Origin of the sequence: Streptomyces sp. NPDC059832, assembly GCF_042731715.1 — a bacterium.
Classification (GTDB): domain Bacteria; phylum Actinomycetota; class Actinomycetes; order Streptomycetales; family Streptomycetaceae; genus Streptomyces.
This window is the reverse complement of the sequence record NZ_JBHWIY010000005.1, coordinates 14,873-38,846: the sequence shown is the minus strand read 5'-3', so window position 1 is coordinate 38,846 and position 23,974 is coordinate 14,873. Positions and strand designations below refer to the sequence as shown.

The 23,974-nt window shown below is 71.4% G+C and carries 22 protein-coding genes; 2 read left to right on the top strand and 20 right to left on the bottom strand.

The features are described 5' to 3' along the window. Window positions 1–156 precede the first annotated feature (156 nt). The 6 genes from der to ACFV8T_RS10345 form a co-directional block, all read right to left on the bottom strand. Window positions 157–1,626, bottom strand: coding sequence for a ribosome biogenesis GTPase Der (der, locus tag ACFV8T_RS10370; protein ID WP_266421313.1), 1,470 nt, complete (start codon window positions 1,624–1,626; stop codon window positions 157–159). Between the two features lie 67 nt (window positions 1,627–1,693). Further along, the gene (locus tag ACFV8T_RS10365) at window positions 1,694–2,395 is read right to left on the bottom strand and encodes a lysophospholipid acyltransferase family protein (RefSeq protein WP_385326306.1); all 702 of its coding nucleotides are present in this window, start codon (window positions 2,393–2,395) and stop codon (window positions 1,694–1,696) included. After that, window positions 2,392–3,093: a (d)CMP kinase gene (gene cmk / locus ACFV8T_RS10360; protein WP_385326304.1), complete on the bottom strand. Its 702-nt coding sequence runs from the start codon at window positions 3,091–3,093 to the stop codon at window positions 2,392–2,394. Before cmk ends, ACFV8T_RS10365 begins: the two co-directional genes overlap by 4 nt. A 126-nt stretch (window positions 3,094–3,219) precedes the next feature. Next, window positions 3,220–4,305: a prephenate dehydrogenase gene (locus ACFV8T_RS10355; RefSeq protein WP_385326302.1), complete on the bottom strand. Its 1,086-nt coding sequence runs from the start codon at window positions 4,303–4,305 to the stop codon at window positions 3,220–3,222. Further along, entirely contained in the window at window positions 4,302–4,664 is a 363-nt protein-coding gene (gene aroH, locus ACFV8T_RS10350; protein ID WP_266421302.1) for a chorismate mutase, read from the bottom strand. Before aroH ends, ACFV8T_RS10355 begins: the two co-directional genes overlap by 4 nt. Window positions 4,665–4,859: 195 nt before the next feature. After that, entirely contained in the window at window positions 4,860–5,291 is a 432-nt protein-coding gene (locus tag ACFV8T_RS10345) for a YidB family protein (protein WP_385326301.1), read from the bottom strand. 135 nt (window positions 5,292–5,426) lie between these two features. Here ACFV8T_RS10345 and ACFV8T_RS10340 point away from each other — a divergent pair, with 135 nt between their 5' ends. Then, window positions 5,427–6,146, top strand: coding sequence for a DNA polymerase beta superfamily protein (locus ACFV8T_RS10340; RefSeq protein ID WP_385326299.1), 720 nt, complete (start codon window positions 5,427–5,429; stop codon window positions 6,144–6,146). Between the two features lie 101 nt (window positions 6,147–6,247). On the opposite strand, the gene ACFV8T_RS10335 is transcribed toward ACFV8T_RS10340, so the two are convergent. The 14 genes from ACFV8T_RS10335 to ACFV8T_RS10270 all read right to left on the bottom strand — a co-directional run bounded on the left by ACFV8T_RS10335 (window position 6,248) and on the right by ACFV8T_RS10270 (window position 21,606). Continuing rightward, entirely contained in the window at window positions 6,248–7,036 is a 789-nt protein-coding gene (locus ACFV8T_RS10335; RefSeq protein WP_385326298.1) for a DNA polymerase beta superfamily protein, read from the bottom strand. 3 nt (window positions 7,037–7,039) lie between these two features. Next, on the bottom strand, window positions 7,040–8,062 hold the full coding sequence (locus ACFV8T_RS10330) for an ADP-ribosylglycohydrolase family protein (RefSeq protein WP_385326297.1): 1,023 nt from the start codon (window positions 8,060–8,062) through the stop codon (window positions 7,040–7,042). Continuing rightward, the gene (locus ACFV8T_RS10325; protein ID WP_385326295.1) at window positions 8,059–8,793 is read right to left on the bottom strand and encodes an NUDIX domain-containing protein; all 735 of its coding nucleotides are present in this window, start codon (window positions 8,791–8,793) and stop codon (window positions 8,059–8,061) included. The genes ACFV8T_RS10330 and ACFV8T_RS10325 overlap by 4 nt, the downstream gene beginning before the upstream one ends. After that, window positions 8,790–9,869, bottom strand: a complete 1,080-nt coding sequence (locus ACFV8T_RS10320; protein ID WP_385326294.1) for an AAA family ATPase — start codon at window positions 9,867–9,869, stop codon at window positions 8,790–8,792. Before ACFV8T_RS10320 ends, ACFV8T_RS10325 begins: the two co-directional genes overlap by 4 nt. Then, on the bottom strand, window positions 9,866–10,519 hold the full coding sequence (gene pnuC, locus ACFV8T_RS10315) for a nicotinamide riboside transporter PnuC (protein WP_385326292.1): 654 nt from the start codon (window positions 10,517–10,519) through the stop codon (window positions 9,866–9,868). The genes ACFV8T_RS10320 and pnuC overlap by 4 nt, the downstream gene beginning before the upstream one ends. 127 nt (window positions 10,520–10,646) lie before the next feature. Then, window positions 10,647–11,759, bottom strand: coding sequence for a pseudouridine synthase (locus ACFV8T_RS10310; protein ID WP_385326290.1), 1,113 nt, complete (start codon window positions 11,757–11,759; stop codon window positions 10,647–10,649). Then, entirely contained in the window at window positions 11,759–12,406 is a 648-nt protein-coding gene (gene scpB / locus ACFV8T_RS10305) for an SMC-Scp complex subunit ScpB (protein WP_266421280.1), read from the bottom strand. The genes ACFV8T_RS10310 and scpB overlap by 1 nt, the downstream gene beginning before the upstream one ends. Then, window positions 12,403–13,449: a segregation and condensation protein A gene (locus tag ACFV8T_RS10300; protein WP_385326289.1), complete on the bottom strand. Its 1,047-nt coding sequence runs from the start codon at window positions 13,447–13,449 to the stop codon at window positions 12,403–12,405. Before ACFV8T_RS10300 ends, scpB begins: the two co-directional genes overlap by 4 nt. A gap of 108 nt (window positions 13,450–13,557) precedes the next feature. Continuing rightward, window positions 13,558–14,172: a hypothetical protein gene (locus tag ACFV8T_RS10295; protein WP_385326801.1), complete on the bottom strand. Its 615-nt coding sequence runs from the start codon at window positions 14,170–14,172 to the stop codon at window positions 13,558–13,560. Beyond that, a complete protein-coding gene (locus tag ACFV8T_RS10290; RefSeq protein WP_266421275.1) occupies window positions 14,169–15,287 on the bottom strand; it encodes a ParA family protein in 1,119 nt (372 codons plus the stop codon). The genes ACFV8T_RS10295 and ACFV8T_RS10290 overlap by 4 nt, the downstream gene beginning before the upstream one ends. A gap of 369 nt (window positions 15,288–15,656) precedes the next feature. After that, window positions 15,657–16,772 carry an alanine dehydrogenase gene (gene ald, locus ACFV8T_RS10285; protein WP_385326799.1) on the bottom strand — a complete coding sequence of 372 codons (1,116 nt, stop codon included), beginning with the start codon at window positions 16,770–16,772 and terminating at the stop codon, window positions 15,657–15,659. A gap of 143 nt (window positions 16,773–16,915) precedes the next feature. After that, window positions 16,916–18,979: a tetratricopeptide repeat protein gene (locus ACFV8T_RS10280; RefSeq protein WP_385326287.1), complete on the bottom strand. Its 2,064-nt coding sequence runs from the start codon at window positions 18,977–18,979 to the stop codon at window positions 16,916–16,918. 237 nt (window positions 18,980–19,216) lie between these two features. After that, entirely contained in the window at window positions 19,217–19,843 is a 627-nt protein-coding gene (locus ACFV8T_RS10275) for an NUDIX domain-containing protein (protein ID WP_385326286.1), read from the bottom strand. Between the two features lie 89 nt (window positions 19,844–19,932). Beyond that, window positions 19,933–21,606 (bottom strand): CTP synthase, encoded by a 1,674-nt coding sequence (locus tag ACFV8T_RS10270; RefSeq protein WP_385326284.1) that lies wholly within the window; start codon window positions 21,604–21,606, stop codon window positions 19,933–19,935. 381 nt (window positions 21,607–21,987) lie between these two features. Between ACFV8T_RS10270 and ACFV8T_RS10265 the strand changes: the two genes are divergently transcribed. After that, entirely contained in the window at window positions 21,988–23,814 is a 1,827-nt protein-coding gene (locus ACFV8T_RS10265; protein ID WP_385326283.1) for a glycoside hydrolase family 15 protein, read from the top strand. Window positions 23,815–23,974: the final 160 nt, after the last annotated feature.

Genomic DNA, 23,974 nt, shown 5'->3' with positions numbered 1-23,974 from the left:
GGTGTTTGTGGTTTGGGGGGGGGGGGGGCCGGCGTGGGGGACGCACCCAGTCGGTGTCCTTCTCCGGGGGTGGGGGGGGGGCGGGGTGCGGGGAAAGAGCCCGGGACGGTGGAGGAGGAGAAACGCCCCGGGGCTCTGTCGTACGCCCGCTGCGCGCTACTTGTTACGGCCGCGCTTCTCGCGGACCCGCACCGAGATGTGGATCGGGGTGCCCTCGAAGCCGAACTCCTCACGCAGCCGGCGCTCGACGAACCGTCGGTAGCCGTGCTCCAGGAAGCCCGAGGCGAACAGCACGAAGCGCGGCGGCTTGGTACCGGCCTGGGTGCCGAAGAGGATCCGGGGCTGCTTGCCACCGCGGACAGGGTGCGGGTGGGAGGCGACGATCTCGCCGAGGAAGGCGTTCAGCCGGCCGGTGGGGACGCGGGTCTCCCAGCTGGCGAGGGCGGTCTCGATCGCCGGGACGAGCTTCTCCATGTGCCGGCCGGTGACGGCCGAGACGTTGACCCGGGGGGCCCACGCGATCTGCGCGAGCTCCGTCTCGATCTCGCGCTCCAGGTAGTAGCGGCGTTCCTCGTCGAGCGTGTCCCACTTGTTGTACGCGATCACCAGGGCACGCCCGGCCTCCACGGCCATGGTGATGATGCGCTGGTCCTGGACGCTGATGGACTCGCCCGCGTCGATCAGGACGACGGCGACCTCGGCCTTCTCCACCGCGGCGGCGGTACGCAGCGAGGCGTAGTAGTCCGCACCCTCCTGGAGGTGGACGCGACGGCGGATGCCGGCCGTGTCGATGAACTTCCAGGTGATGCCGCCGAGCTCGATCAGCTCGTCGACCGGGTCGCGGGTGGTGCCGGCGAGCTCGTTGACGACGACGCGGTCCTCGTTCGCCACCTTGTTCAGCAGCGAGGACTTGCCGACGTTCGGACGGCCGATGAGCGCGATCCGGCGCGGGCCGCCGATCGCGGTGCCGAAGCGCTGCGCCGGGGCCTCGGGAAGCGCTTCGAGCACGGCGTCGAGCAGGTCGCCGGTGCCGCGGCCGTGCAGCGAGGAGACCGGGTGCGGCTCGCCGAGGCCCAGCGACCACAGTGCGGTGGCGTCCGCCTCGCCGCTCTGTCCGTCGACCTTGTTGGCGCACAGCACGACCGGCTTGCCGGCCCTGCGCAGCAGCTTGACGACGGCCTCGTCGGTGTCGGTCGCGCCGACGGTCGAGTCGACCACGAAGACGACCGCGTCGGACGCCTCGATCGCGTACTCGGCCTGGGCGGCGACGGAGGCGTCGATGCCCAGCACGTCCTGCTCCCAGCCGCCGGTGTCGACGACCTTGAAGCGGCGGCCCGCCCACTCGGCCTCGTAGGTGACGCGGTCACGGGTGACGCCCGGCTTGTCCTCGACGACCGCCTCGCGGCGGCCGATGATCCGGTTCACCAGCGTCGACTTGCCGACGTTGGGGCGGCCGACGACGGCGAGCACGGGCAGCGGTCCGTGACCGGCCTCGTCGATCGCGCCCTCGACCTCTTCGAGGTCGAAGCCCTCCTCCGCGGCGAGCTCCATGAACTCCGCGTACTCGGCGTCGCCAAGTGCTCCGTGCTCATGGTCCGAGCCGTCGGAGTGAATCTGGTCGTTCATGAAGTCCGTTCCTCTTTGCATCATCATCGATGGGCCACGAACACGCGGCCCACTACTCAAGTCTTACCTAGCGCCCGGTGAAACGCCTGGCCTCGTCCAGATGGGCGGTCAGCCGCCCCTGGATCCGTACCGTCGCCTCGTCCAGTGCCTTGCGCGTACGCCGCCCGCTGCCGCCCACCCGTCGCCCGCCACCGCCCTTGTCCGAGCTGCGCGCACCCTCCTGCGCCTCGAAGGCATCGCCGAAGACGACATCGACCCGGCTGCGCAGCGGCGGCAGTGCCGATATCAACCGTCCACGGCGCTCGGTGCTTCCCAGGACGGCCACGGGCACGATCGGCGCCCCGCTGCGTACCGCGAAGTACGCGAGCCCGGCACGCAGGGAGGCGAAGTCGCCCTCGCCCCTGGTGCCCTCGGGAAAGATCCCGAGCGCCCCGCCGTTCTCCAGCACGCCGAGGGCGTGGGTGATGGCGGTGCGGTCGACGGTCGTACGGTCCACCTTCAGCTGACCGATTCCGCGCAGGAACGGGTCGAGCGGGCCGACGAACGCCTCTTTCTTGATCAGGAAGTGGACGGGCCGGGGCGCGGTGCCCATCAGCATCGGACCGTCGATGTTGTGCGAGTGGTTCACCGCGAGTATGACGGGTCCGGAGGCGGGAACCCGCCACGCACCGAGGACGCGGGGCTTCCACAGCCCGTACATCAGCCCGATGCCGATCCCGCGCCCGACCGCCGCACCGCGCGGCGAGGGCGACCCCGTGGCCTGGGTCACTTCGTGGCCCGCTTCTCCTCGACGAGGGTGACGACACACTCGATGACCTGCTGAAGGGTCAGCTCGGTGGTGTCCACCTCGACGGCGTCGTCCGCCTTGGCCAGCGGGGAGGTCTTGCGGCCGGAGTCGGCCGCGTCCCGCTTGATCAGCGCCTTCTTGGTGGCGGCGAGGTCGGAGCCCTTGACCTCTCCGCTGCGACGGGCGGCGCGCGCCTCCGGGGAAGCGGTGAGGAAGATCTTCAGGTCGGCGTCGGGCAGCACGGTGGTGCCGATGTCCCGCCCCTCGACCACTATGCCCCGCTCGGCCGCGGCGGCGATGCTGCGCTGCAGCTCGGTGATCCGGGTGCGCACCTCGGGGACGGCGCTGACGGCGCTGACCTTGGAGGTGACCTCCTGGGTGCGGATCGGGCCCGCGGCGTCCTCGCCGTCGACGGTGATCGTCGGGGCGGCCGGGTCCGTGCCGGAGACGATGACCGGCTTGGCGGCCGCGGTCGCCACCTCCGTCGCGTCCTGCACGTCGATGCCGTTGTTCAGCATCCACCAGGTGATCGCCCGGTACTGGGCGCCGGTGTCCAGGTAGCTCAGGCCGAGCTGCGCGGCGACGGCCTTGGACGTGCTCGACTTGCCGGTGCCGGATGGCCCGTCGATGGCGACGATCACTGCGGCCGGGGCCGTACGGGTTTCCACGGTGGTGGACACCTTCCTGAATACACGGGGTGGGCGGGACAAGGGCGCGTGCGAACCCGCCCCGCACAAGGTTACCGAGTGTCGGAGCGGGTCTCTGCACCCCTGTGGACAACGGCCTTCCGGCCCCGCGGCCCCGGGCTACTGGCGTATCGACCAGCCCCGCTCGCGCAGCGCCGCGCTCAGTGCGGGGGCCGCGCTCGGCTCGACCATCAGCTGGACCAGGCCGGCCTGCTGCCCGGTGGCGTGCTCGATGCGCACGTCCTCGACGTTGACCCCGGACCGTCCGGCGTCGGCGAAGATCCCGGCCAGTTCGCCCGGCCGGTCGCTGATGAGCACGGACACCATCTCGTACGCGGTGGGGGCGGTCCCGTGCTTGCCCGGCACCCTGTCCCGGCCCGCGTTGCCGCGGCGCAGCACGTCCTCGATGCCCTCGGTGCCCTCGCGGCGCCGGTCGTCGTCGTCGGACTGCAGGCCGCGCAGCGCCCGTACCGTCTCGTCCAGGTCGGCGGCGACCCCGGCCAGCACGTCGGCGACCGGGCCGGGGTTGGCGGAGAGGATCTCCACCCACATCCGGGGGTCGGAGGCGGCGATCCGGGTGACGTCCCTGATGCCCTGGCCGCAGAGGCGTACGGCGGTCTCGTCGGCCTCCTCCAGGCGGGCGGCGACCATCGACGAGATCAGCTGCGGGGTGTGGGAGACCAGGGCGACGGCCCGGTCGTGCGCGTCGGCGTCCATGACGACCGGGACGGCGCGGCAGAGCGCGACCAGTTCCAGGGCGAGGTTGAGCACCTCGGTGTCGGTGTCACGGGTCGGGGTGAGGACCCAGGGCCTGCCCTCGAACAGGTCCGCGGTGGCGGCGAGGGGGCCCGACCGCTCCTTGCCTGCCATGGGGTGCGTACCGATGTACGGCGAGAGGTCGAGGCCGAGGGCCTCCAGCTCGCGGCGCGGGCCGCCCTTCACGCTGGCGACGTCGAGGTAGCCGCGGGCGATGCCGTCCCGCAGGGCGGTGGCCAGCACCGAGGCCACGTGGGCGGGCGGCACGGCGATGATCGCCAGGTCCACGGGGCCGTCGGGCGCCTCGTCCGTACCGGCGCCCAGCGCGGCCGCGGTACGGGCCGACTGGGGGTCGTGGTCGACGAGATGGACATGGATGCCGCGCCCGGCGAGAGCGAGGGCTGCGGAAGTGCCGACGAGGCCCGTTCCGATGACGACGGCGGTTCTCACTGGGCGATGTCCTTGCGAAGTGCGGCGGTGGCACCGAGGTACACGTGGGCGATCTCGGACTTGGGAAGGTACGTCTCGACGTGCGCGAGTATGCGCACCACACGGGGCATGGCCCCCTCGATGTCCAGCTCCTGGGCGCAGATCAGCGGTACGTCGACGATACCGAGCCCGCGTGCGGCGGCGGCCGGGAAGTCGCTGTGCAGGTCGGGGGTGGCCGTGAACCAGATGCTGATCAAATCGTCCGCGACGAGGCTGTTGCGCTCCAGGACCGCGGTGAGCAGGGCACCGACCCGCTCCCCCATGTGCCCGGCCTCGTCCTGTTCGAGCTGGACGGCTCCGCGGACCGCTCGTACCGCCACGTCGTGCTCCTCGGTTCCTCGTACGTGTCGCGCCTGCTGTCCGCCTGCGTGATCTCTCTGCCCGGTCAGCCTAGAGGGGCGGCGCGGCCGGCGGTCCGGGGCGCTCTGTCCGTGAGACGGGGCGGGTACGCGCCGACGGCCCGGGGGCCTGCCCGGCCCCGCTGCGCCGGACAGGCCCTCGGGCCGCTCTCGCCGTCAGAGCTGCTGTTCCCGGACCAGGTCCTCGATCGAGCGGCCCTCCGGCACCTCGCCCGAAGGAGTCAGCTTGTCGACCGCTGTCGGCAGCGACCGGGCGATCTCGTCGGCCGCCTGCTCGGTGCTGACCCCCGCCTCCCGGGCGACCTTCTGCAGGGTCTCGTCCGGCAGCGCCTCGCTGATCTGGGCGCCGCTGACCGCCTGGTTCGCGCCGGTGCCGACCCAGGACTGCGCCTGGTCGACAAGGCCGGATCTGGTGAGCATCCCGATCAGCCCTTCGAGCGCGTTGCCGCCGCCGCCCGTTCCGCCCTGGCCGCCGCCGAGCGCGCCGAGCAGCGCGCCGAGGACGTTCCCCGCGCCGCCCGCGCCGCCACTCCGGCCGTCACCGCCCAGCAAGCCGCCCAGCAGGCTGCCGAGATCGTTTCCTGCCATGGTTCTGCCTTTCCAGAGGGGATGATTTATCGACAATGTCGATCAGAACCCGGGCTTCTGCCACTTGAGCGGGCGCCTGAGGGCCGTCCCGATATCCCCGGTGCAACCCGTTTTCGCTCACGTACTCTCGCCGGCATGATCACCCCTGATCCCGAGGCTCTCGTACGCGATCACACGGTCTACTCCTGCGTGATGGGCTCACGCGCCTTCGGGCTCGCCATGGAGGGGAGCGACACCGACCGGCGCGGCGTGTTCCTCGCGCCGACCCCGCTGTTCTGGCGGTTCGAGAAGCCGCCGACGCATGTCGAGGGCCCGGCACAGGAGCAGTTCTCCTGGGAGCTGGAACGCTTCTGCGAGCTGGCGCTGCGCGCCAACCCCAATGTGCTGGAGTGCCTGCACTCACCACTGGTGGAACACGCCGATGCCGTGGGCCGTGAACTCCTCTCCCTGCGCGGCGCGTTCCTCTCCCGGCTGGCCCACCAGACCTTCGTCCGCTACGCCTCGGGCCAGCGCAGGAAGCTGGAGGCCGACGTACGGCAGCACGGGGCGCCGCGCTGGAAGCACGCCATGCATCTGCTGCGGCTGCTGACCTGCGGCCGGGACCTGCTGCGCACGGGCGAGCTCACGATCGAGGTGGGCGCGGCCCGGGAGGAGCTGCTGGCGGTGAAGCGGGGCGAGGTGCCGTGGGCGGAGGTCGAACGCCGCATGAACCGTCTCGTCGAGGAGGACGACGAGGCCGCGAGGAACTCCCCGCTCCCGCCGGAGCCGGACCGGGCCCGGGTGGAGGACTTCCTGATCCGCACCCGCCGGGCGTCCGTGTCCTGGCCCGGCGGGGACTCCGTGGGCGGCTTCTAGCCCCTGTCGTCAAACTGCCGTCGTCGCCCGGAGGGCGGCCGCGCGGCGTCTGGTGCGCGCCGGACGCCGCACGGCAGACGGCAGACGGCAGACGGCAGGGCCTAGGACGCCCGCCCCGTCAACCGTGCCCGCACCACGAGGTCGTGCAGCTCCTCGAACCCGCCGGCCCTCTCGGGAAGCCCCGATTCCGCCTGGGCCCGGTCCAGCACCCCGTGCAGCGCCTCGACGTCCCGGGACACCGCCCCGCCGGCCATGTCCCCCGCTCCCCCGTGCTCGGCCTCGGCCTTCGCCTCGATCAGCTCGGGCAGATACGCGGGCGCCGCCACCTCCCCGAGAAGGGTCGGCAGATGCGCCCGCACCTCACCGCTGCGCATCAGGTGGATCCCGGTGAGCAGCGCCCGGAACGTGTACAGCAGCGGCTTCAGTTCACCGGTCCTCCCGAAGAGCCGCCACTGGGTGTTGGCGAATCCCCGGTAGTGGTGGGCGTGGTTGCGGGTGAGCACACCCGGCGCCAGGTCCACCAGTTCCGTGTGTATCCCGCCCGTGTGCACGACCAGCGGCGAGAGCAACTGCTCCAGCACATAGCCGTTCGGCTTCAGCATCAGCCGGACGAACTTCCGCAGGTCGTGCGTGACGAGGTCCATCTCGACCCCGTCCCGGTCCCACATCCGCGAGCGCGTCTCCTCGGGCTCGCGCAGTCCCACCAGGTCCTCCGCGGGCAGGAGATGGACCCCCCGAAGGTCCACATCCGAGTCCTTGGAGGGGAACCCGTACAGATGCGCTCCGGAGACCGTGGCGAACAGCAGCGGGTGGCGCTCCTCGGCAACGACCGGGCCGAGGTCCGTGACCGGCAGCCCGGCTTCCTGGAGGTGCTTGGTGTCCATGCGCATGGATCAAGAATCCCAGAGCGCCCCCAGCGACAGCAGATCGCTGCGGTACTCGATCCGCTCCGACCACTCCTTGGGCCAGGCCCCGGCCCCCAGGTGCGCCCCGGCGAACGCGCCGGTCAGGCAGCCGAGGGAGTCGGAGTCGCCCCGGGTGCAGGCGGCGCGGCGGAGGGCGGTGACGGGCTCGTCGGGGAAGAGGAGGAAGCAGTGCAGGGCCGTGGCCAGGGCCTCCTCGGCGATCCACCCGTCACCGGTCAGCTCGCAGGGGTCGGTCTCCGGGGAGGGGTCGTGCAGCGCGTCCTGGACGCGGGCCAGGGCGTTGAGGCATTCGTCCCAGCCGCGCTGGATGTACAGCTCGGGCGAGGAATCGCCCGCGTACCGCCAGAGGTCGCCGAGCCAGCGCGTGAGGTACCGGCCGCCGTTCTCGTAGGCGTACGAGCGCAACTGCCCGATCAGACCCATCGGCTCCGCCCCCTGCGCCAGCAGGTACACCGCGCGGGCCGTCAGGTCGGACGCGGCGAGCGCGGTCGGGTGCCCGTGGGTGAGGGCCGCCTGCAACTGGGCGGCGCCGGAGCGCTGTTCGTCGCTCAGCCCGGGTGCGAGGCCGATCGGCGCGACCCGCATGTTGGCACCGCAGCCCTTGGAGCCGGTCTGGCTGGCCTCCTGCCAGAGCCGGTCGCTGTCGAGCAGGCGGCAGGCGGTCATGCAGGTGCGGCCGGGGGCCCGGTTGTTGTCGGGCGAGTGGTACCAGTCGACGAACTCCTCGCGCACCGGGCGGACCAGCCGCAGCGGGGTGAGCAGCCCGCGGTCCATGGCGGTACGGATGCCCCGCCCCAGGGCCAGCGTCATCTGGGTGTCGTCGGTCACGATCGCCGGCTTCGGCAGCCGCATCGTGCGCCACGGCCCGCACTTGGCGAGGATCGACGGCACGTTGTTGAACTCGGTCGGGAATCCCAGTGCGTCGCCGAGCGCGAGCCCGGTCAGCGCGCCGGTGGCGGCCTGCTTGGTGACGGTCCTGGTCACGATCACGTACTTCTTCCTTCCGGTCTCAGCAGTGGAGGGTGCAGGGCGGTAGCGGCACCCGCCCGGTAGAGCGCGGCCGGTTTCCCCCGTCCGCCGGTGCGGCGCGGCGACCCCTCCACGGCCTGGACGAAGCCGGGCGTGGTGAGGACCTTGCGCCGGAAGTTGGGCCGGTCCAGCTCGACGCCCCAGACCGTCTCGTACACCTGCTGGAGTTCTCCCAGGGTGAATTCGGCCGGGCAGAAGGCGGTGGCCAGACAGCTGTATTCGAGCTTGGCGCCGATCCGGTCGTGCGCGTCGGCGAGGATGCGGTCGTGGTCGAAGGCGAGCGGGCCGAGCGCTCCGGCGTCCCACCACTGGGCGCCGGCCGCGTCGCCGCCGCCGCGCGGCTCGGGCAGGTCGGGTACGAGCGCGGCGTACGCGACCGAGACGACCCGCATCCTGGGGTCGCGGTCCGGATCGCTGTAGGTGCGCAGCTGTTCCAGGTGGAGGGCGCCGACGGTGCCCTCCGTCAGCCCGGTCTCCTCGGCGAGCTCCCTGCGGGCAGCGGTTTCGGCGGACTCGCGGGGCAGGACGAAGCCGCCGGGCAGCGCCCAGTGCCCCTTGTACGGGTCCTCGCCCCGTTCGACGAGCAGGACGTGCAGCCGGCTGTCGCGGACCGTGAAGACGGCGAGGTCGACGGTGACGGCGAAGGGTTCGAAGGCGTACGGGTCGTAGCCCTCGGGGGCGCCGGTGCTCATCGGCGCTCCGGCAGGGGCGCGGCGAATTTCCAGCTGCCGGCGAGCAGCGAGTCGACGGCGGCGACCGCGGTGGCCAGGCGTTCCTGGCGGGTTCCGGTGAGCTCGATGAATTCCCTTCCGGTACGGGCGAGTTCGGCCCGGAAGCGGTCGGTCATCCAGGGCCGCAGCTCCTCGCCGTCGCGCAGCCCGTCGTCCTCGAAGGCGACGCCCTCGTGGTCGGTGAGCAGCCACAGGTGGTGGGCGACCCGGTCGGCGGTCTCCTCGACGAGCGGGTTGCGTCCGCCGATGTACCGCTCGTGCCAGACGGTGGTGGCGAAGGAGTCGGTGTCGCAGAAGAGCACCGGCGACCCGAGGCGCGCGGCCGCCTCCTCCTTGGCGTTCTGGGCCTCGGCGATCAGCGGGAAGTCGTCGGTGGTGAAGGAGACGTCCTCCCACTGGGCGCCGGGCCGGCGCTCGCGCAGGGCGGCCAGTTTCCGTTCGCTGAACTCCCGCCCGTACTCGGCGACGTAACCGGTCCGCGCCCAGACGCCGCCGCGCCCGCGGTAGTGGTCGGTGAGGGCACGGGCCATCGTCGTGGTACCGGTGGACTCCGCGCCGAGGACGACGACCCGGCGGGCGAGGGCGGCCCGTACGGGCGGCTCCAGGAAGTCCCAGCAGCCGACCGGGTCCTTGCGGACGGCGGTGCCGGAGACCGGGAAGACCGTGCGGTCGGGGTCGACGCAGACGGATTCGGCGCCGAACCGGCGGGCGAGTTCGTCCCCGTACGACTCCGAGGTGAAGACGGCGTCCACCGGCTCGGGCACGGCCCCGGTGAAGACGGCCATGTGCGCGTCCCAGATCACCGGGTCGTGGAGGTCCATGCGGATGTCGTCGACGGCGCCGACGACCCGTACGTCCGGGTGCACCTCCCGCATCCAGGCCACCCGGTCGGCGAGCGGTACGGACTCGACGGAGGCGGCGCAGACCAGGACGGTCAGCCGCTCGCAGCGGTCCCGCGCGGTGCGGACGAGATGGTGGTGGCCGGCGTGTGGCGGGTAGAACTTGCCCAGGACCAGCCCGTGCCCGAAGCGCTTCATGCCGCCACCTCCGCCGGCTGCCGCCGCTGCCCGGCGAGATCACGCTGCCAGTTCCGCAGGCCGATCAGGCAGAGCGTCAGGAAACCGACGTACAGCAGCGAGGTCAGATAGAGCTCCTTGTACGCGTACAGCGGGATGTACACCACATCGGCGGCGATCCAGAGCCTCCACGACTCGACGAGCTTGCGGCACTGTCCGTACGTCGCCGTCAGGGACAGCGCGGTCGTCAGGGCGTCCCAGAAGGGCACGGTCGAGTCGGTGGCGTGGTCGAGCAGGACGGTGAGGGCGACGGTCCCCGCCACCCCCGCCGCGAGCAGCCAGGTCCATTCGGTGCGCGTGGTGCGCCGCACCGGCAGGTCGGGTGAGCCCGGTCCACCCCCGTGGGTCCAGGTCCACCAGCCGTACGCGGCAAGGGCGATGAAGACGATCTGGAGGCCGGCGTCGGCGTACAGACCGGACTGGGTGAACAGCAGGATGAAGAAGAGGTTGTTGGCGATGCCGATCGGCCAGTTGGCGAGGTGCTGGCGGGCCACGAGCCATACGCACAGCGCCCCGCTGCCGAAGCCGAGCACCTCGGTCCAGCTGACCGGGGTGTCGAGCACCGTCACCAGGGGTTGTTGCAGTGGATCGAGGAAATCCGCGAGACTCACACCCGCCTCCTTAATAGTCACTCTGACTATAAAGGTGGAGCGGGCACGAAGAAAGACCCGCGGCCGGTTCCTGTTCGAAAATCGAAATCAGGAACCGGCCGCGGGCCGTGGAGCGGACGGAGGAGGGTTACAGACCGACCTCGCGCATCAGCATGCCCACCTCGGTGTTGGTGAGGCGGCGCAGCCAGCCGGACTTCTGGTCGCCCAGCGGGATCGGCCCGAAGGACGTCCGTACGAGCCGCTCGACCGGGAAGCCGGCCTCGGCCAGCATCCGGCGGACGATGTGCTTGCGGCCCTCGTGGAGGGTCACCTCGACCAGGTAGTTCTTGCCGGTGTTCTCGACGACCCGGAAGTGGTCGGCGCGGGCGTACCCGTCCTCCAGCTGGATGCCGTCCTTGAGCCGCTTGCCCAGGTCGCGCGGGAGCGGTCCCTGGATGGCGGCCAGGTAGGTCTTCTTCACGCCGTACTTGGGGTGGGTCAGGCGGTGGGCCAGCTCGCCGTGGTTGGTGAGCATGATGATGCCCTCGGTCTCGGTGTCCAGCCGGCCGACGTGGAAGAGCCGCGTCTCGCGGTTGGTGACGTAGTCGCCGAGGCACTGGCGGCCGTCCGGGTCCTCCATCGAGGAGACGACACCGGCGGGCTTGTTCAGCGCGAAGAAGAGATAGGACTGGGCGGCGACGGTCAGACCGTCGACCTTGATCTCGTCCCTGTTCACATCGACGCGCATGCCCTGCTCGACGACGATCTCGCCGTTGACCTCGACGCGGGCCTGCTCGATCAGCTCCTCGCACGCCCGGCGCGAGCCCATACCGGCGCGGGCGAGGACCTTCTGCAGCCGCTCGCCCTCCTGCTCGGCGCCCGGGTGGGTCTTGGGCGTCCTGATGTCCGCCTTGCCGGCGTACCTGTCCCGGTTGCGCTGCTCGATCTTGGCGTCGAGCTCACGCGGACGGGACGGGGCGCCCTGGCGACGCGGACCACCGCTCCTGGCGCTGCCCGCCTGCGCGGGCTTCGGGCCGCCCTTGGCGCCGCCGCGGGCCGCCGCGCCGCGTCCCTTGCGGGGGCCGTCGCCGCTCTTCTCCCCGGTGCCGCCCACGTCGTAGCGGCGCTCCTCGGGCCGGGGCCGGCGGGGACGCTGCTCCTGCTTGCCGTCGCGCCCGGCGCCGGCACCGCGAGGATTCCGGCTGCCGCCGCTCTTGCCGCCGCCGCTGCCGCTTCCGCTGTTCCTGCCACTGCTTCGCATCAAAATTCCGTCTTGTCGTCTGCGTGAGTATCCGGGGTGTCCGGTGCGTCCGGATCGAACGACGGCACACCCTCTAGCGTCTCAGCCTCGATCGCGTCCGCCTCGGGGAGGAAGGGCGCGAGCTCCGGGAGCTCATCCAGGCCACGCAGGCCCATCCGCTCCAGAAAGTAGTTCGTCGTCCTGTACAGGATCGCACCTGTTTCGGGTTCCGCGCCCGCTTCCCCCACCAGACCCCGCTGGAGCAGGGTCCGCATCACCCCGTCACAGTTCACGCCGCGGACCGCGGAGACCCTGGAACGGCTGACCGGCTGGCGGTACGCGACCACCGCGAGGGTCTCCAGCGCCGCCTGGGTCAGACGGGCCTGCTGGCCGTCCAGGACGAAGCTCTCGACGGCCGCCGCGTACTCGGGACGGGTGTAGAAGCGCCAGCCGCCCGCCACCAGCCGCAGCTCGAAGCCGCGGCGCTGCACGGTGTACTCGTCGGCCAGCGCGCGCAACGCGTCGGCGACGGCCCTGCGGGGCCGCTCCAGCACCTTGGCGAGGTGCTCCTCGGTGGCGGGCTCGTCGACGACCATGAGGACGGCTTCCAACGCGGGCCCGAGGTCGAGATCCGCGACGGTGGAGCCGGTGGTCTCCTGCTGACTCATGCCTTCCCATCCTCCTGGACGTCCTGCGTCCCGGCGTCGAACTCGTCCGTGACGACGGGCCCGGCGCCCTCGCCCCCGGCCCAGCGCACCAGGAGCTCCCCGAGCGCCTCGTCCTGGTCGAGCGCCACGGCCTTCTCCCGGTACAGCTCCAGCAGTGCGAGGAACCGGGCGACGACGGTGAGGGTGTCCGGGGCGTCCTCGGTGAGCGCCCGGAAGCTGGCCTCCCCCGCCTCCCGCAGCCGTGCCACCACGATCCCGGCCTGCTCCCGCACGCTGACCAGCGGCGCGTGGATATGGTCGACGTACACCTGCGGCTCGGCCTTCGGCTGCATCGCCTTCACGGCCAGCGCGGCGAACCCCTCCGCCCCGATGCTGATCACGACCTCGGGCAGCAGCTCGGCGTGGTGCGGCTCCAGCCCCACCGTCCGCGGGAACCGCCGCCCCTCCGATGCCAGCCGGTCGCTGAGGATCTCCGCGATGCGTTTGTACGCGCGGTACTGGAGCAGCCGGGCGAAGAGCAGGTCCCGCGCTTCGAGCAGCGCCAGATCCGCCTCGTCCTCCACCTCGGCGGCGGGCAGCAGCCGGGCCGCCTTCAGGTCGAGCAGCGTCGCGGCGACGACGAGGAACTCGGTGGTCTGATCCAGGTCCCAGTCCGGCCCCATCGCCCGGATGTGCGCCATGAACTCGTCGGTGACCTTCGACAGCGCGACTTCGGTCACATCCAGCTTGTGCTTGGCGATGAGCTGGAGGAGCAGGTCGAACGGCCCCTCGAAGTTCGCCAGCCGGACGGTGAACCGCCCGTCGGTGGCGGACCCGGGAAGCCCGGCGGACCCTGGAGGCTCGATGGGCCCTGGAGGCTCGGGCGCCGCGACGGGCGCCGCGGGTGCCTCGGTCGCCTCCCCGTCCCCGTCCCCGGGCAGCGGCGGGGCGGGGGTCTCCGGGTCGGCAGGCCCGGCGTCCACCGGCTCCGGCGCGGCCCGGCCGCCCGGACCGCGCCCCAGGGGGCGGCGGGGGGTGCGGGCGGGCTCGTCGGTCGTCGGCATGAAGGTCCAGGGGCAGCGGGATACGGGCGGCGGGCCGTGGCCCGTACGGGAGGGCCGGACCGCTCGTCCGGCGGTCGCCCACCGGGCAGGCTACCGGCGCCCCACCCGTCAGCGGCCGCGCAACCGCCGTACGAGGATGCTCGCGTCGCCCCGCGACTCCAGATCCGCGAGCACCACCGCGACCGCCTCACGGACGATCCGTCCGCGGTCGACCGCGAGCCCGTGCTCCCCGCGCAGCACGAGGCGGGCGTGTTCGAGGTCCATCAGTTCCTCGGCGGAGACGTAGACGGTGATCTTCTCGTCGTGGCGCTCGCGGCCGCTGGGCCGCCGGTTCGCCCCGCGCCCGCCTCCGCGCCTGCGCTGCTGCTGAACGGCAGGGGCGGGGACCGCCTCCTGCGCGGACGGTGATGCGGACGGGGGCGCGGCCGTCGGCGCGGGCTGCTGGGGCCTCCGCCCCGCCTGCGCGGCCACCGCGACCCGGTCGCCGCGGCTGCGCGACTCCCCCGCGTCGGCATCGGCCGCGGAGTGCTCCTCGCGCGAGGCGCCGTCGGTGGCCTGTGCCGCGTCCGTCCCGGCTCCGTCCGCCCCGGAATCGCTCTCACCGGCCGGACCGGGCACCCGGGCCTCGCCGTTCGCCTTGCGCCGCCGGTCGGCGGGGGAAGAGGCCTGGAGCCCCATTCCTCCGGTGGTACGGAACAGTTCGTCGGCCCCGGGCAGACTCACTCGGCGTGACACCGGGCGAGCACCTCCCTGGCGAGCTGGCGATAGGCGGCGGCACCGACCGAGTTGGAGGCGTAGGTGGTGATGGGTTCACCGGCGACCGTGGTCTCCGGGAAGCGCACAGTGCGCCCGATGACCGTGTGGTAGACGTGATCGTCGAATGCCTCGACGACGCGCGCGAGGACCTCACGGCTGTGCACCGTACGGGAGTCGTACATGGTGGCGAGGATGCCGTCGAGCTCCAGATCGGGGTTGAGGCGCTCCTGGACCTTCTCGATCGTCTCGGTGAGCAGGGCCACACCACGCAGCGCGAAGAACTCGCACTCGAGCGGCACTATGACCTTGTGGGCCGCCGTGAGGGCGTTCACGGTGAGCAGGCCCAGCGACGGCTGACAGTCGATCACGATGTAGTCGTAGTCGGCCATCAGCGGCTTCAGGGCGCGCTGCAGCGTGGACTCCCGGGCCACCTCGCTCACCAGCTGCACCTCGGCAGCCGACAGGTCGATGTTGCTGGGCAGCAGGTCCATGTTCGGGACCGCGGTCTTCAGCAGGACCTCGTCGGCCGACATGCCCCGCTCCATGAGCAGGTTGTAGACCGTGAGATCGAGCTCCATCGGGTTGACGCCGAGCCCGACCGACAGGGCTCCCTGCGGGTCGAAGTCGACGAGCAGGACGCGTCGCCCGTACTCCGCGAGCGCGGCACCCAGGTTGATGGTCGACGTGGTCTTGCCGACGCCGCCCTTCTGGTTGCACATCGCGATGATCTTCGCGGGACCGTGATCGGTCAGCGGGCCCGGGATCGGGAAGTAGGGCAGGGGCCGACCGGTCGGGCCGATCCGCTCGCGGCGCTGGCGGGCAGCGTCGGGCGCGAGGGTGGCCGCGTACTCCGGATCGGGTTCGTACTCGGCGTCGGGGTCGTAGAAGTGCCCCTGGGGCACCTCGTCGAAGTCGGCGAAGTGGGCGGTCTCCCGGCCACTCTCGTTGCCGGCCATGGCGTTCACGTGTAGGCCGTCCATCATCTGGGGGGCTGTCGTCATGTGCTGTTGGGTGGCGAAGGTGCGGACAGCGACGGAGCCGACAGCCGCCAGCCCGTTCGGGCCCTGGCCCCGTGCAGGCATCCCTGGATGAACACCCCCGGGAGTAAATGTCGACTCATTCACAAGTCGTCTTACCTCCTTGGACGTGACCAGGAAACTTATCGATAGGTCAGCGTGGCACCATGCCGACGATTGGCGACTCTATGGCGTGTCACCGCTCCGCAGCAACACAATCCGCCGGACCCGGCCCGATGTGTCGGCAATCGAACACCTCCCTGTCAAGGGTGCGCAGCCACCGGGGTGCGGTTTTAACAGGTGTACGAATCGGTTGAAGAGTTACGTTCGAGACGAGTTGAACCGGACCCCCGCAGGGACCCGACATGCCTCCGGCCGGACCTTGCTCGGCAAGGTCCGGCCGGACGCGTGAGGTTGACGGAAGCGGTTGACCCGTCAGCCGAGGAGCGAGCTCAGCTCGACGTGCTCCAGGCCGTGCGCTTCGGCGACCTCGCGGTAAACAACCTGCCCGTCATGGGTGTTGAGGCCCTTGGCGAGCGCGGCGTCACGGCGCAGCGCCTCGACCCAGCCGCGGTTGGCGAGCTCCAGGATGTACGGGAGCGTGGCGTTGGTGAGGGCGTACGTGGAGGTGTTCGGCACCGCGCCCGGCATGTTCGCGACGCAGTAGAAGACCGAGTTGTGGACCATGAAGGTCGGCTCGGCGTGCGTCGTCGGGTGCGAGTCCTCGAAGCAACCGCCCTGGTCGATTGCAATGTCGACAAGTACACTTCCGGGCTTCATCTTGGCGACGAGCTCGTTGGTGACCAGCTTCGGCGCCTTCGCGCCGGGGATCAGCACGGCACCCACGACGAGGTCGGCCTCGATGACGGCCTTCTCCAGCTCGAAGGCGTTGGAGACGACGGTCTTCACCTTGGTGCCGAAGACCTTGTCGGCCTCGCGGAGCTTGTTGATGTCCTTGTCGAGCAGCGTGACGTGGAAGCCGAGACCGACGGCGATCTGCGTGGCGTTCCAGCCGGAGACACCGCCGCCGATGACGACGGCCTCGGCGGGCGCCGTGCCCGGGACGCCGCCCGGCAGCACGCCGCGGCCACCGACCGAGCGCATCAGGTGGTAGGCGCCGACCTGCGGGGCCAGCCGGCCCGCGACCTCGGACATCGGGGCGAGCAGCGGGAGCGCGCGGCTCGCGGTCTCGACCGTCTCGTAGGCGATGGCCGTGGTGCCCGACTCGACCAGCGCGTCGGTGCACTCGCGGGAGGCGGCGAGGTGCAGGTAGGTGAAGAGCGTCTGGTCCTTGCGGAGGCGGTGGTACTCCTCGGCGACCGGCTCCTTGACCTTGAGCAGGAGATCGGCGGTGGCCCAGACCTCGTCGGCGGTGGGGAGGATCTGCGCCCCGGCGGCGACGTACTCCTCGTCCGTGATGGAGGAGCCGGCACCGGCGCTCTCCTCGACGACGACCTGGTGGCCGTGGCGGACGAGCTCGTGCACGCCGGCAGGCGTGATCGCCACGCGGAACTCGTTGTTCTTGACTTCGCGGGGGATACCGACCTTCACGTCGATCACGGTCCTTGGCTCAGAGGGTTACCCGGACATAGCTATACATACCCGGATAGACACTACGTATATGGAGACACCGCGAACACACGCGGCAGAGCCAGTCTAATGAAGGGTTTCGTGCTGTCTAGCCTTACAAAGCATTAATTTTCAGTCGCCGTACTACGGATTTCGCAGGCCGCACCCTCTTGGTCCAGCAATCTGTCGGCCAGACCCCGGTGCAGCCCGGCCGCGGCCGGGTCGCCGAGCCTGTCGAGCGTGTCGGCCAACCGGAGCTCCAGCGCCGCCTGCAGGCGTACGTCCCCGGCCCGCCTGGCCCACTCGACGGCCTCCTGGCAGGTGTGCAGGGACTCGTGCGGCCGGCCCGCGTACTCCTGCACCCGCGCCGCCTCGCTGAGCGCCCGCGCCTGGGCCGGCACGTCGCCGAGCCTGCGGTACCCGGCCGCCGCGGCGCGCCAGTTGCGCAGCGCCTCGCCGTACCGCCCGGCATAGGTGTGGACGGCGCCGAGCCGCCCGTACAGCCGCGCCTCGTCGGCCCGCTCCCCCTGGGTGAGCCGCTGCGCCAGCGCTCGGCCGTACCAGTCGGAGGCCCGCTGGAAGTCCCCCAGCTCGGCATAGGCGCCACCTACGGATTCCATCGCGCGACCGGTGGCGTACGGGTCCTTCGCGGCCCGTCCGGCATCCAGCGCGGCCCGGTAGCGGGCCAGCGCCTCCCGGGTGCGGCCGGTCCTGGCGTCGAGGTCGGCGAGGTTGAGCAGCGCGGCGGCCCGCTCCCGCGGCAGTTCCCGCCGCTCGGCGACGGCCAGCACCAGACCGTGCAGTCCGTACAGCTCGGGTGCGGCGGCCTCGGTGCCGCGGTGCACGGCCAGCGCCCGCACCAGAGCGGCCACCAACCGCCTTGCCAGGGTGTCGAGTTCACCGTCCTCGACAGCGATCCGGGCCGAGGCCAGCAGGGCGGGCCGGCGGATCCGCAGCCATTCGGCGGCCGCCTCGGGGCTGGGGAAGCGCAGCGACCGCGGCAGCCCGGCGAGCTTGCGGCGGGCCGGGGAACCCTCGGGTTCGGTGACCGCCCGGCAGGACTGCAGCAGCCGTACGGTCCGCTCCAGCATCCGGGCCCTGGCGAGCTGGATCTCCGCCGGCCGGTCCCTGGCCTCCAGCAACGCCCGCAGCAGCGGCGCGAGACAGCCGGGCACCTCGTACTGCGGCTGATCCGCCCCGTTGGTGTGCAGCAGCCCCAGGGCGACGAAGTCGTCGAGGGTCGTCTGGGCGGCCGAGACGGAACAGCCGGCCAGCGCGGACGCGGTGTGGGCGTCGGCGAGTCCGGCGGGGGCGAGGGCGAGCAGCCGCAGTATCCGGGCGGCCGTCGGCGGCAGCGAGTCGTGGGCCAGCCGGAAGGCGCGGGCCAGCGGGCGGGAGCCGGTGGACTGCTCCGTGTCGTCCGGCAGCTCGCGCAGCTGCTTGGTGACATCGGCGACCGACGCCATGGGGTGGGCGGCGAGCCAGCCCCCGACCATGACCAGGGCGCCCGGCAGCCCACCGCACTCCTCGGCCAGGGTCTCGGCGGTCCGCGGGTCGACGGTGATCCTGACCTCTCCGATGATGCGGGCGAGCAGCCGCACGGCGGAGCCCGCGTCCAGGCCGCCGATGGTGCAGGGGCGGACGCCCGGGATACCGGTCAGCGGGCCCCCGGAAGTGGCGACGACCAGGCAGTCCGGGTTGTCCGGCAGCAGCGGGTCGACCTGTTCCGCGTCCGCCGCGTCGTCGAGGAGCAGCAGGGCACGGCGTCCGGCGAGCTCCTTGCGGACCATCTCGGAGAGTTCGTCCCCGTCCGCACCGGGCGGGCCGGTCACACCCAGCTGGTCGAGCAGCTCGCGGGCGGTGCGCTCGGTGGGCACCGGCGCACCGCCGGGTTCGGTGAGCCGGGCGTGGAACAGTCCGTCGGGGTGGTCGTCGGCGGCGAGCAGCCTGCGGGTGAGTTCACCGGCGAGCGCGGTGCGTCCGGAGCCGGGCCGTCCGGCGATCAGCAGGACCCGGGCGCGGGCGGCCTTGCGACCGGCCAGGGTGTCGAGGCCGGCTCTCTCGATGTCGGCCCGCAGCGCCTTCAACTCACGGTCGCGGCCGAAGAATTGGGGTGGGGCGGCGCCGGACGGCTCCTCGGTTCCCGCTGCCTTGGCCGGGCCGCTGGTGTCCACCGCCTGATCCGTCACGGGCCACGCTCCACTTCGCTGCACGCGTCGCCCGCCGGGACTCCGGTCAGGGCATTCCGAGCGTAGTTCAGGCGTGCGGACGATTTCCCTGGAGCACGGCGCAGAGGTCCCCCGATCGGATCAGCATCTTTTCCGATCGAAGGACCTCGGTGATCCGTTCAGCGGCCTCCGGCGCTCCGCCGGTGGCCTCCCACGCCCCCGGCGGAGCGCCGGAGGCCGGTCCGCCCCTACGGCCCGTCAGGCCTCGAACGGGCGGGCCGGCCACGGCGCCCCGGCCGGGCGCAGCGACTCGATCCCGTCACCGGCGAGGACCGCCGCGAGCGAGAGGACGCCCACCACGAGGCAGTTGTTGTGCAGCTCCCCCGCGAGGACGCCCCGCACCAGCTCCTGGAGCGGCACCCGGGCCAGCTCCATGTCGGCCTCCTCCTCGGAGACCTCGAAGCGCTCCCCGTCGGCCTCGGAGAGATTCCGGGCCAGGAAGATCCGTACGGCTTCGTCGCAGCCGCCCGGCGTGGTGTAGACGTCGGTCAGCACCCGCCAGTCCTCGGCCTTGACGTACGCCTCCTCGTAGAGCTCGCGCTGGGCCGCGTGCAGCGGGTTCTCGCCGGGGACGTCGAGCAGTCCGGCCGGGATCTCCCAGAGCTTGTGGCGCACCGGGTGGCGGTACTGCCGCAGCACGACGACCCGGCCATCGTCGTCGAGCGCGAGCACGGCGACCGAGCCCGGGTGGACCTGGTAGTCGCGGCGCACGACCGTGCCGTCCGGCATCACCACTTCGTCGGTGCGGACGCTGGTCTTGTTGCCGGTGAAGGGCGTCTCGGTCGCGGTGACCTGCCACTCCTCGGGCGTGTCCTGGAAACCCATCTACGTCCTCCCACGAAAAACAGAAACCGGGGTACGCATCCTCGAAGGACGCGTACCCCGGTCAACGTTAACGCCTGTGCGGCGCCGGACTACTTGCCCTTGCCGTCACCGGCCGCGGCGCCCGTCTTGCGCTCGACGGCCGCCTTCACCAGGCCCGCGAAGAGCGGGTGCGGGCGGGTCGGGCGGGAGCGGAGCTCCGGGTGCGCCTGGGTGGCGACCAGGTAGGGGTGGATCTCGCGCGGGTACTCGACGTACTCGACGAGCTTGTTGTCCGGGGAGGTGCCGGAGAAGACCAGACCGGCCTTCTTCTCCAGCTCGGCCCGGTAGGCGTTGTTGACCTCGTAGCGGTGGCGGTGACGCTCCTCCACGTACGGCTGGCCGTCGTACGCCTCGCGGACCAGCGAGCCCTCGGCGAGCTTCGCCGGGTACAGGCCGAGCCGCATGGTGCCGCCGAGGTCGCCCGCGCCCTCGACGTACGCCAGCTGCTCCTCCATCGTCGAGATGACGGGGTGCGAGGTGGCGGCGTCGAACTCGGTGGAGTTGGCGTCGGGGATCTCGGCGAGGTTGCGCGCGGCCTCGATCACGATGCACTGGAGGCCGAGGCACAGGCCGAGCAGCGGCACCTTGTTCTCGCGGGCGTACTGGATGGCGCCGATCTTGCCGTTGACACCGCGGTCGCCGAAGCCGCCGGGGACGCAGATCGCGTCGACGTCACCGAGCTGCTTCGCGGCACCCGACGGGGTCTTGCAGTCGTCCGAGGCCACCCACTTGACCTTGACCCGGGCCTTGTTGGCGAAGCCGCCGGCCCGGATGGCCTCGGTGACCGAGAGGTAGGCGTCGGGCAGGTCGATGTACTTGCCGACGAGCGCGACGGTGATCTCGTGGTCGGGGTTGTGGACACGGTCCAGCAGGTCGTCCCACGTCGTCCAGTCGACGTCGCGGAACGGCAGGTCGAGCTTGCGCACGACGTAGGCGTCCAGGCCCTCGGTGTGCAGCACCTTCGGGATGTCGTAGATCGACTTGGCGTCCACGCAGGCCACCACGGCGGCCTCGTCGACGTCGCACATCAGCGAGATCTTGCGCTTGATGGCGGTCGGTACGTCGCGGTCGGCGCGCAGCACGATGGCGTCCGGCTGGATACCGATGTTGCGCAGCGCGGCGACGGAGTGCTGGGTCGGCTTGGTCTTGAGCTCGCCGGACGGGCCGATGTAGGGCAGCAGCGAGATGTGCACGACGAAGACGTTGTCCCGGCCGACCTCGTGGCGGACCTGGCGGACGGTCTCCAGGAACGGCAGCGACTCGATGTCGCCGACCGTGCCGCCGACCTCGGTGATGACGACGTCGACGTCGTCGGTGGCCATGCGGCGGATGCGGTGCTTGATCTCGTTGGTGATGTGCGGGATGACCTGCACGGTGTCACCGAGGTACTCGCCGCGCCGCTCCTTGGCGATCACCTGCGAGTAGACCTGGCCGGTGGTGACGTTGGCGGAGCCGTCGAGGTCGACGTCGAGGAAGCGCTCGTAGTGGCCGATGTCCAGGTCGGTCTCGGCACCGTCGTTGGTGACGAACACCTCACCGTGCTGGAACGGGTTCATCGTGCCCGGGTCGACGTTGAGGTACGGGTCGAGCTTCTGCATGGTGACCCGAAGGCCGCGCGCCTTGAGCAGGGCACCGAGGCTGGAGGCAGTCAGACCCTTGCCGAGGGAAGAGGCGACACCCCCGGTGACGAAGATGTGCTTGGTCGTCGTGGATGTGGGCTGCATAGCCAAAGGGGGCTCCCGTGGTCGCGATCGTGAGGTGCGTACCGGCGATTTCATCCGGAGACTCCGGAGGCGCCGTCGCTGCGGTTCGGGGGCCTCGTCTGCGGTTGCGGACGACCACCGGTCCACGGGCTACCAGGGTATCAGCGCCGAGGGGACCCTGCTTCCGGCCGTATCGGGACGCCCACCTCGCATGATCACCACGAGTGTCCGTACACACACCCGTTCGGGCCAGACCGGTTGTCAAGACCGTCGCGCGGATCATCGGAGTGCGTCGTATCCTGCTCGGACACTTGCCCCGGGCGAGGTGACACGTTCGCAGGTTCCCCCACAACAACCCCTTGCGACGACCTCTTTACCCGCAGTAATGCCCTACGGGGCGACATGGCCGTTCGACTGGAGATGCACGTGGCCGGGCGCATCGAGGATTACGCACTCATCGGAGACATGCAGACCGCCGCCCTGGTCTGCCGGGACGGCACAGTGGACTGGCTGTGCCTTCCCCGCTTCGATTCGCACGCCGTCTTCGCGGGACTGCTGGGTACCGAGGAGCATGGCTTCTGGCGCCTGGGTCCGGCGCGGGCGGACGGGACGGAGCCGCCGTCCGCGGACCGCCGCCGCTACCGCGGGGACTCCCTCATCCTGGAATCGGAGTGGGACACACCACGCGGAACGGTCAGAGTGACCGATTTCATGCCGCCGCGTGACGGTGCGCCCCAGGTGATCCGGATCGTGGAAGGGATCAGCGGCCGGGTGCCGATGCGCTCCGAGCTGCGCATGCGGTTCAGCTACGGCCGGGTCACCCCATGGGTGCACAAGGTCGACGGCCGCACGGTCGCCGTCGCCGGTCCGGACTCCGTCTGGCTGGACACCCCCACCGAGACGTACGGCGAGAACCTCACGACGTACTCCGACTTCACGGTGGCGCCGGGTGACCGGATCGCGTTCACGATCAGCTGGCAGCCCTCGCACCACGGCCCGCCGGCCCTGCCGGACCCGGAGGGTTCGCTGGACGCGACCGGGGACTTCTGGCGCGAATGGGTCGAGCAGTGCACGTACCACGGGCCCTACCGCGAGGCCGTGGTCCGCTCCCTGATCACCCTCAAGGCCCTGACGTACGCGCCGACCGGCGGCATCGTCGCCGCGCCGACCACCTCCCTGCCGGAGGACATCGGCGGCTCCCGGAACTGGGACTACCGCTACACCTGGCTGCGCGACGCCGCGATCACGCTCTCCTCGCTGCTGCGCACCGGCTACCGCGAGGAGGCCCGCGCCTGGCGCGAGTGGCTGCTGCGGGCGGTCGCCGGCGACCCGGAGAACCTGCAGATCATGTACGGCATCGCGGGCGAGCGCGAGCTGGGCGAGGCCGAGCTGGACTGGCTGCCCGGTTACGAGAACTCCGGCCCGGTCCGGGTCGGAAACGGCGCGGCGGGCCAGCTCCAGCTGGACGTGTACGGCGAGGTCATCGAGGCACTGCACCTCGCCCACATGACCGGCCTGACCCGCAACGACTACGCCACGGGCCTCCAGCTCAAGCTGATCGAGTACCTGGAGAAGCACTGGGAGGAGCCGGACGAGGGCATCTGGGAGGTACGCGGGCCGCGCCGCCACTTCGTCCACTCGAAGGTGATGGCCTGGGTCGCCGTCGACCGCACCATCAAGCTCATCGAGTCCGGGGACGCGGAAGGGCCGCTGGAGCGGTTGCGCGAGCTGCGCGACGACATCCACCGCGATGTCTGCGAGCGGGGCTACGACCCCGAGCGCAACACCTTCACCCAGTCCTACGGTTCGAAGGAACTGGACGCCTCACTGCTGCTGATCCCGCAGATGGGCTTCCTGCCGCCGGACGACAAGCGCGTGATCGGCACCATCGAGGCGATCCAGCGCGAGCTGTCCACCGAGGACGGCTTCGTGCTGCGCTACCCCACCTCGGGCGAGGACGCGGGCGTCGACGGCCTGGAGGGCGACGAGGGCGCGTTCCTGGCCTGCTCGTTCTGGCTGGCGGACGACCTGGCGATGATCGGCCGGGTCGACGAGGCACGTCAGCTCTTCGAGCGGCTGCTGTCCCTGCGCAACGATCTGGGGCTGCTCGCGGAGGAGTGGGACTCCCGGTTGCAGCGCCAGGTGGGGAATTTCCCGCAGGCCTTCAGCCACGTGCCGCTGATCGACACGGCGCTGCGCCTCACGGCGAGCGGGGCGTACGTCGGCTGACCGGGGATCCGTGCCCCGCGGCCGGGGCGGTCCTCCCCTCGTGCGCAGGACCGCCCCGGCCGCCCCCCCCGTGGCGGACGGGGTGCGGCCGACGGCCCACCCGACAAACCATCCTCCGCCCGCCGTCCCATATTTTGTGAGCGGGCAATCCCGCATGGGC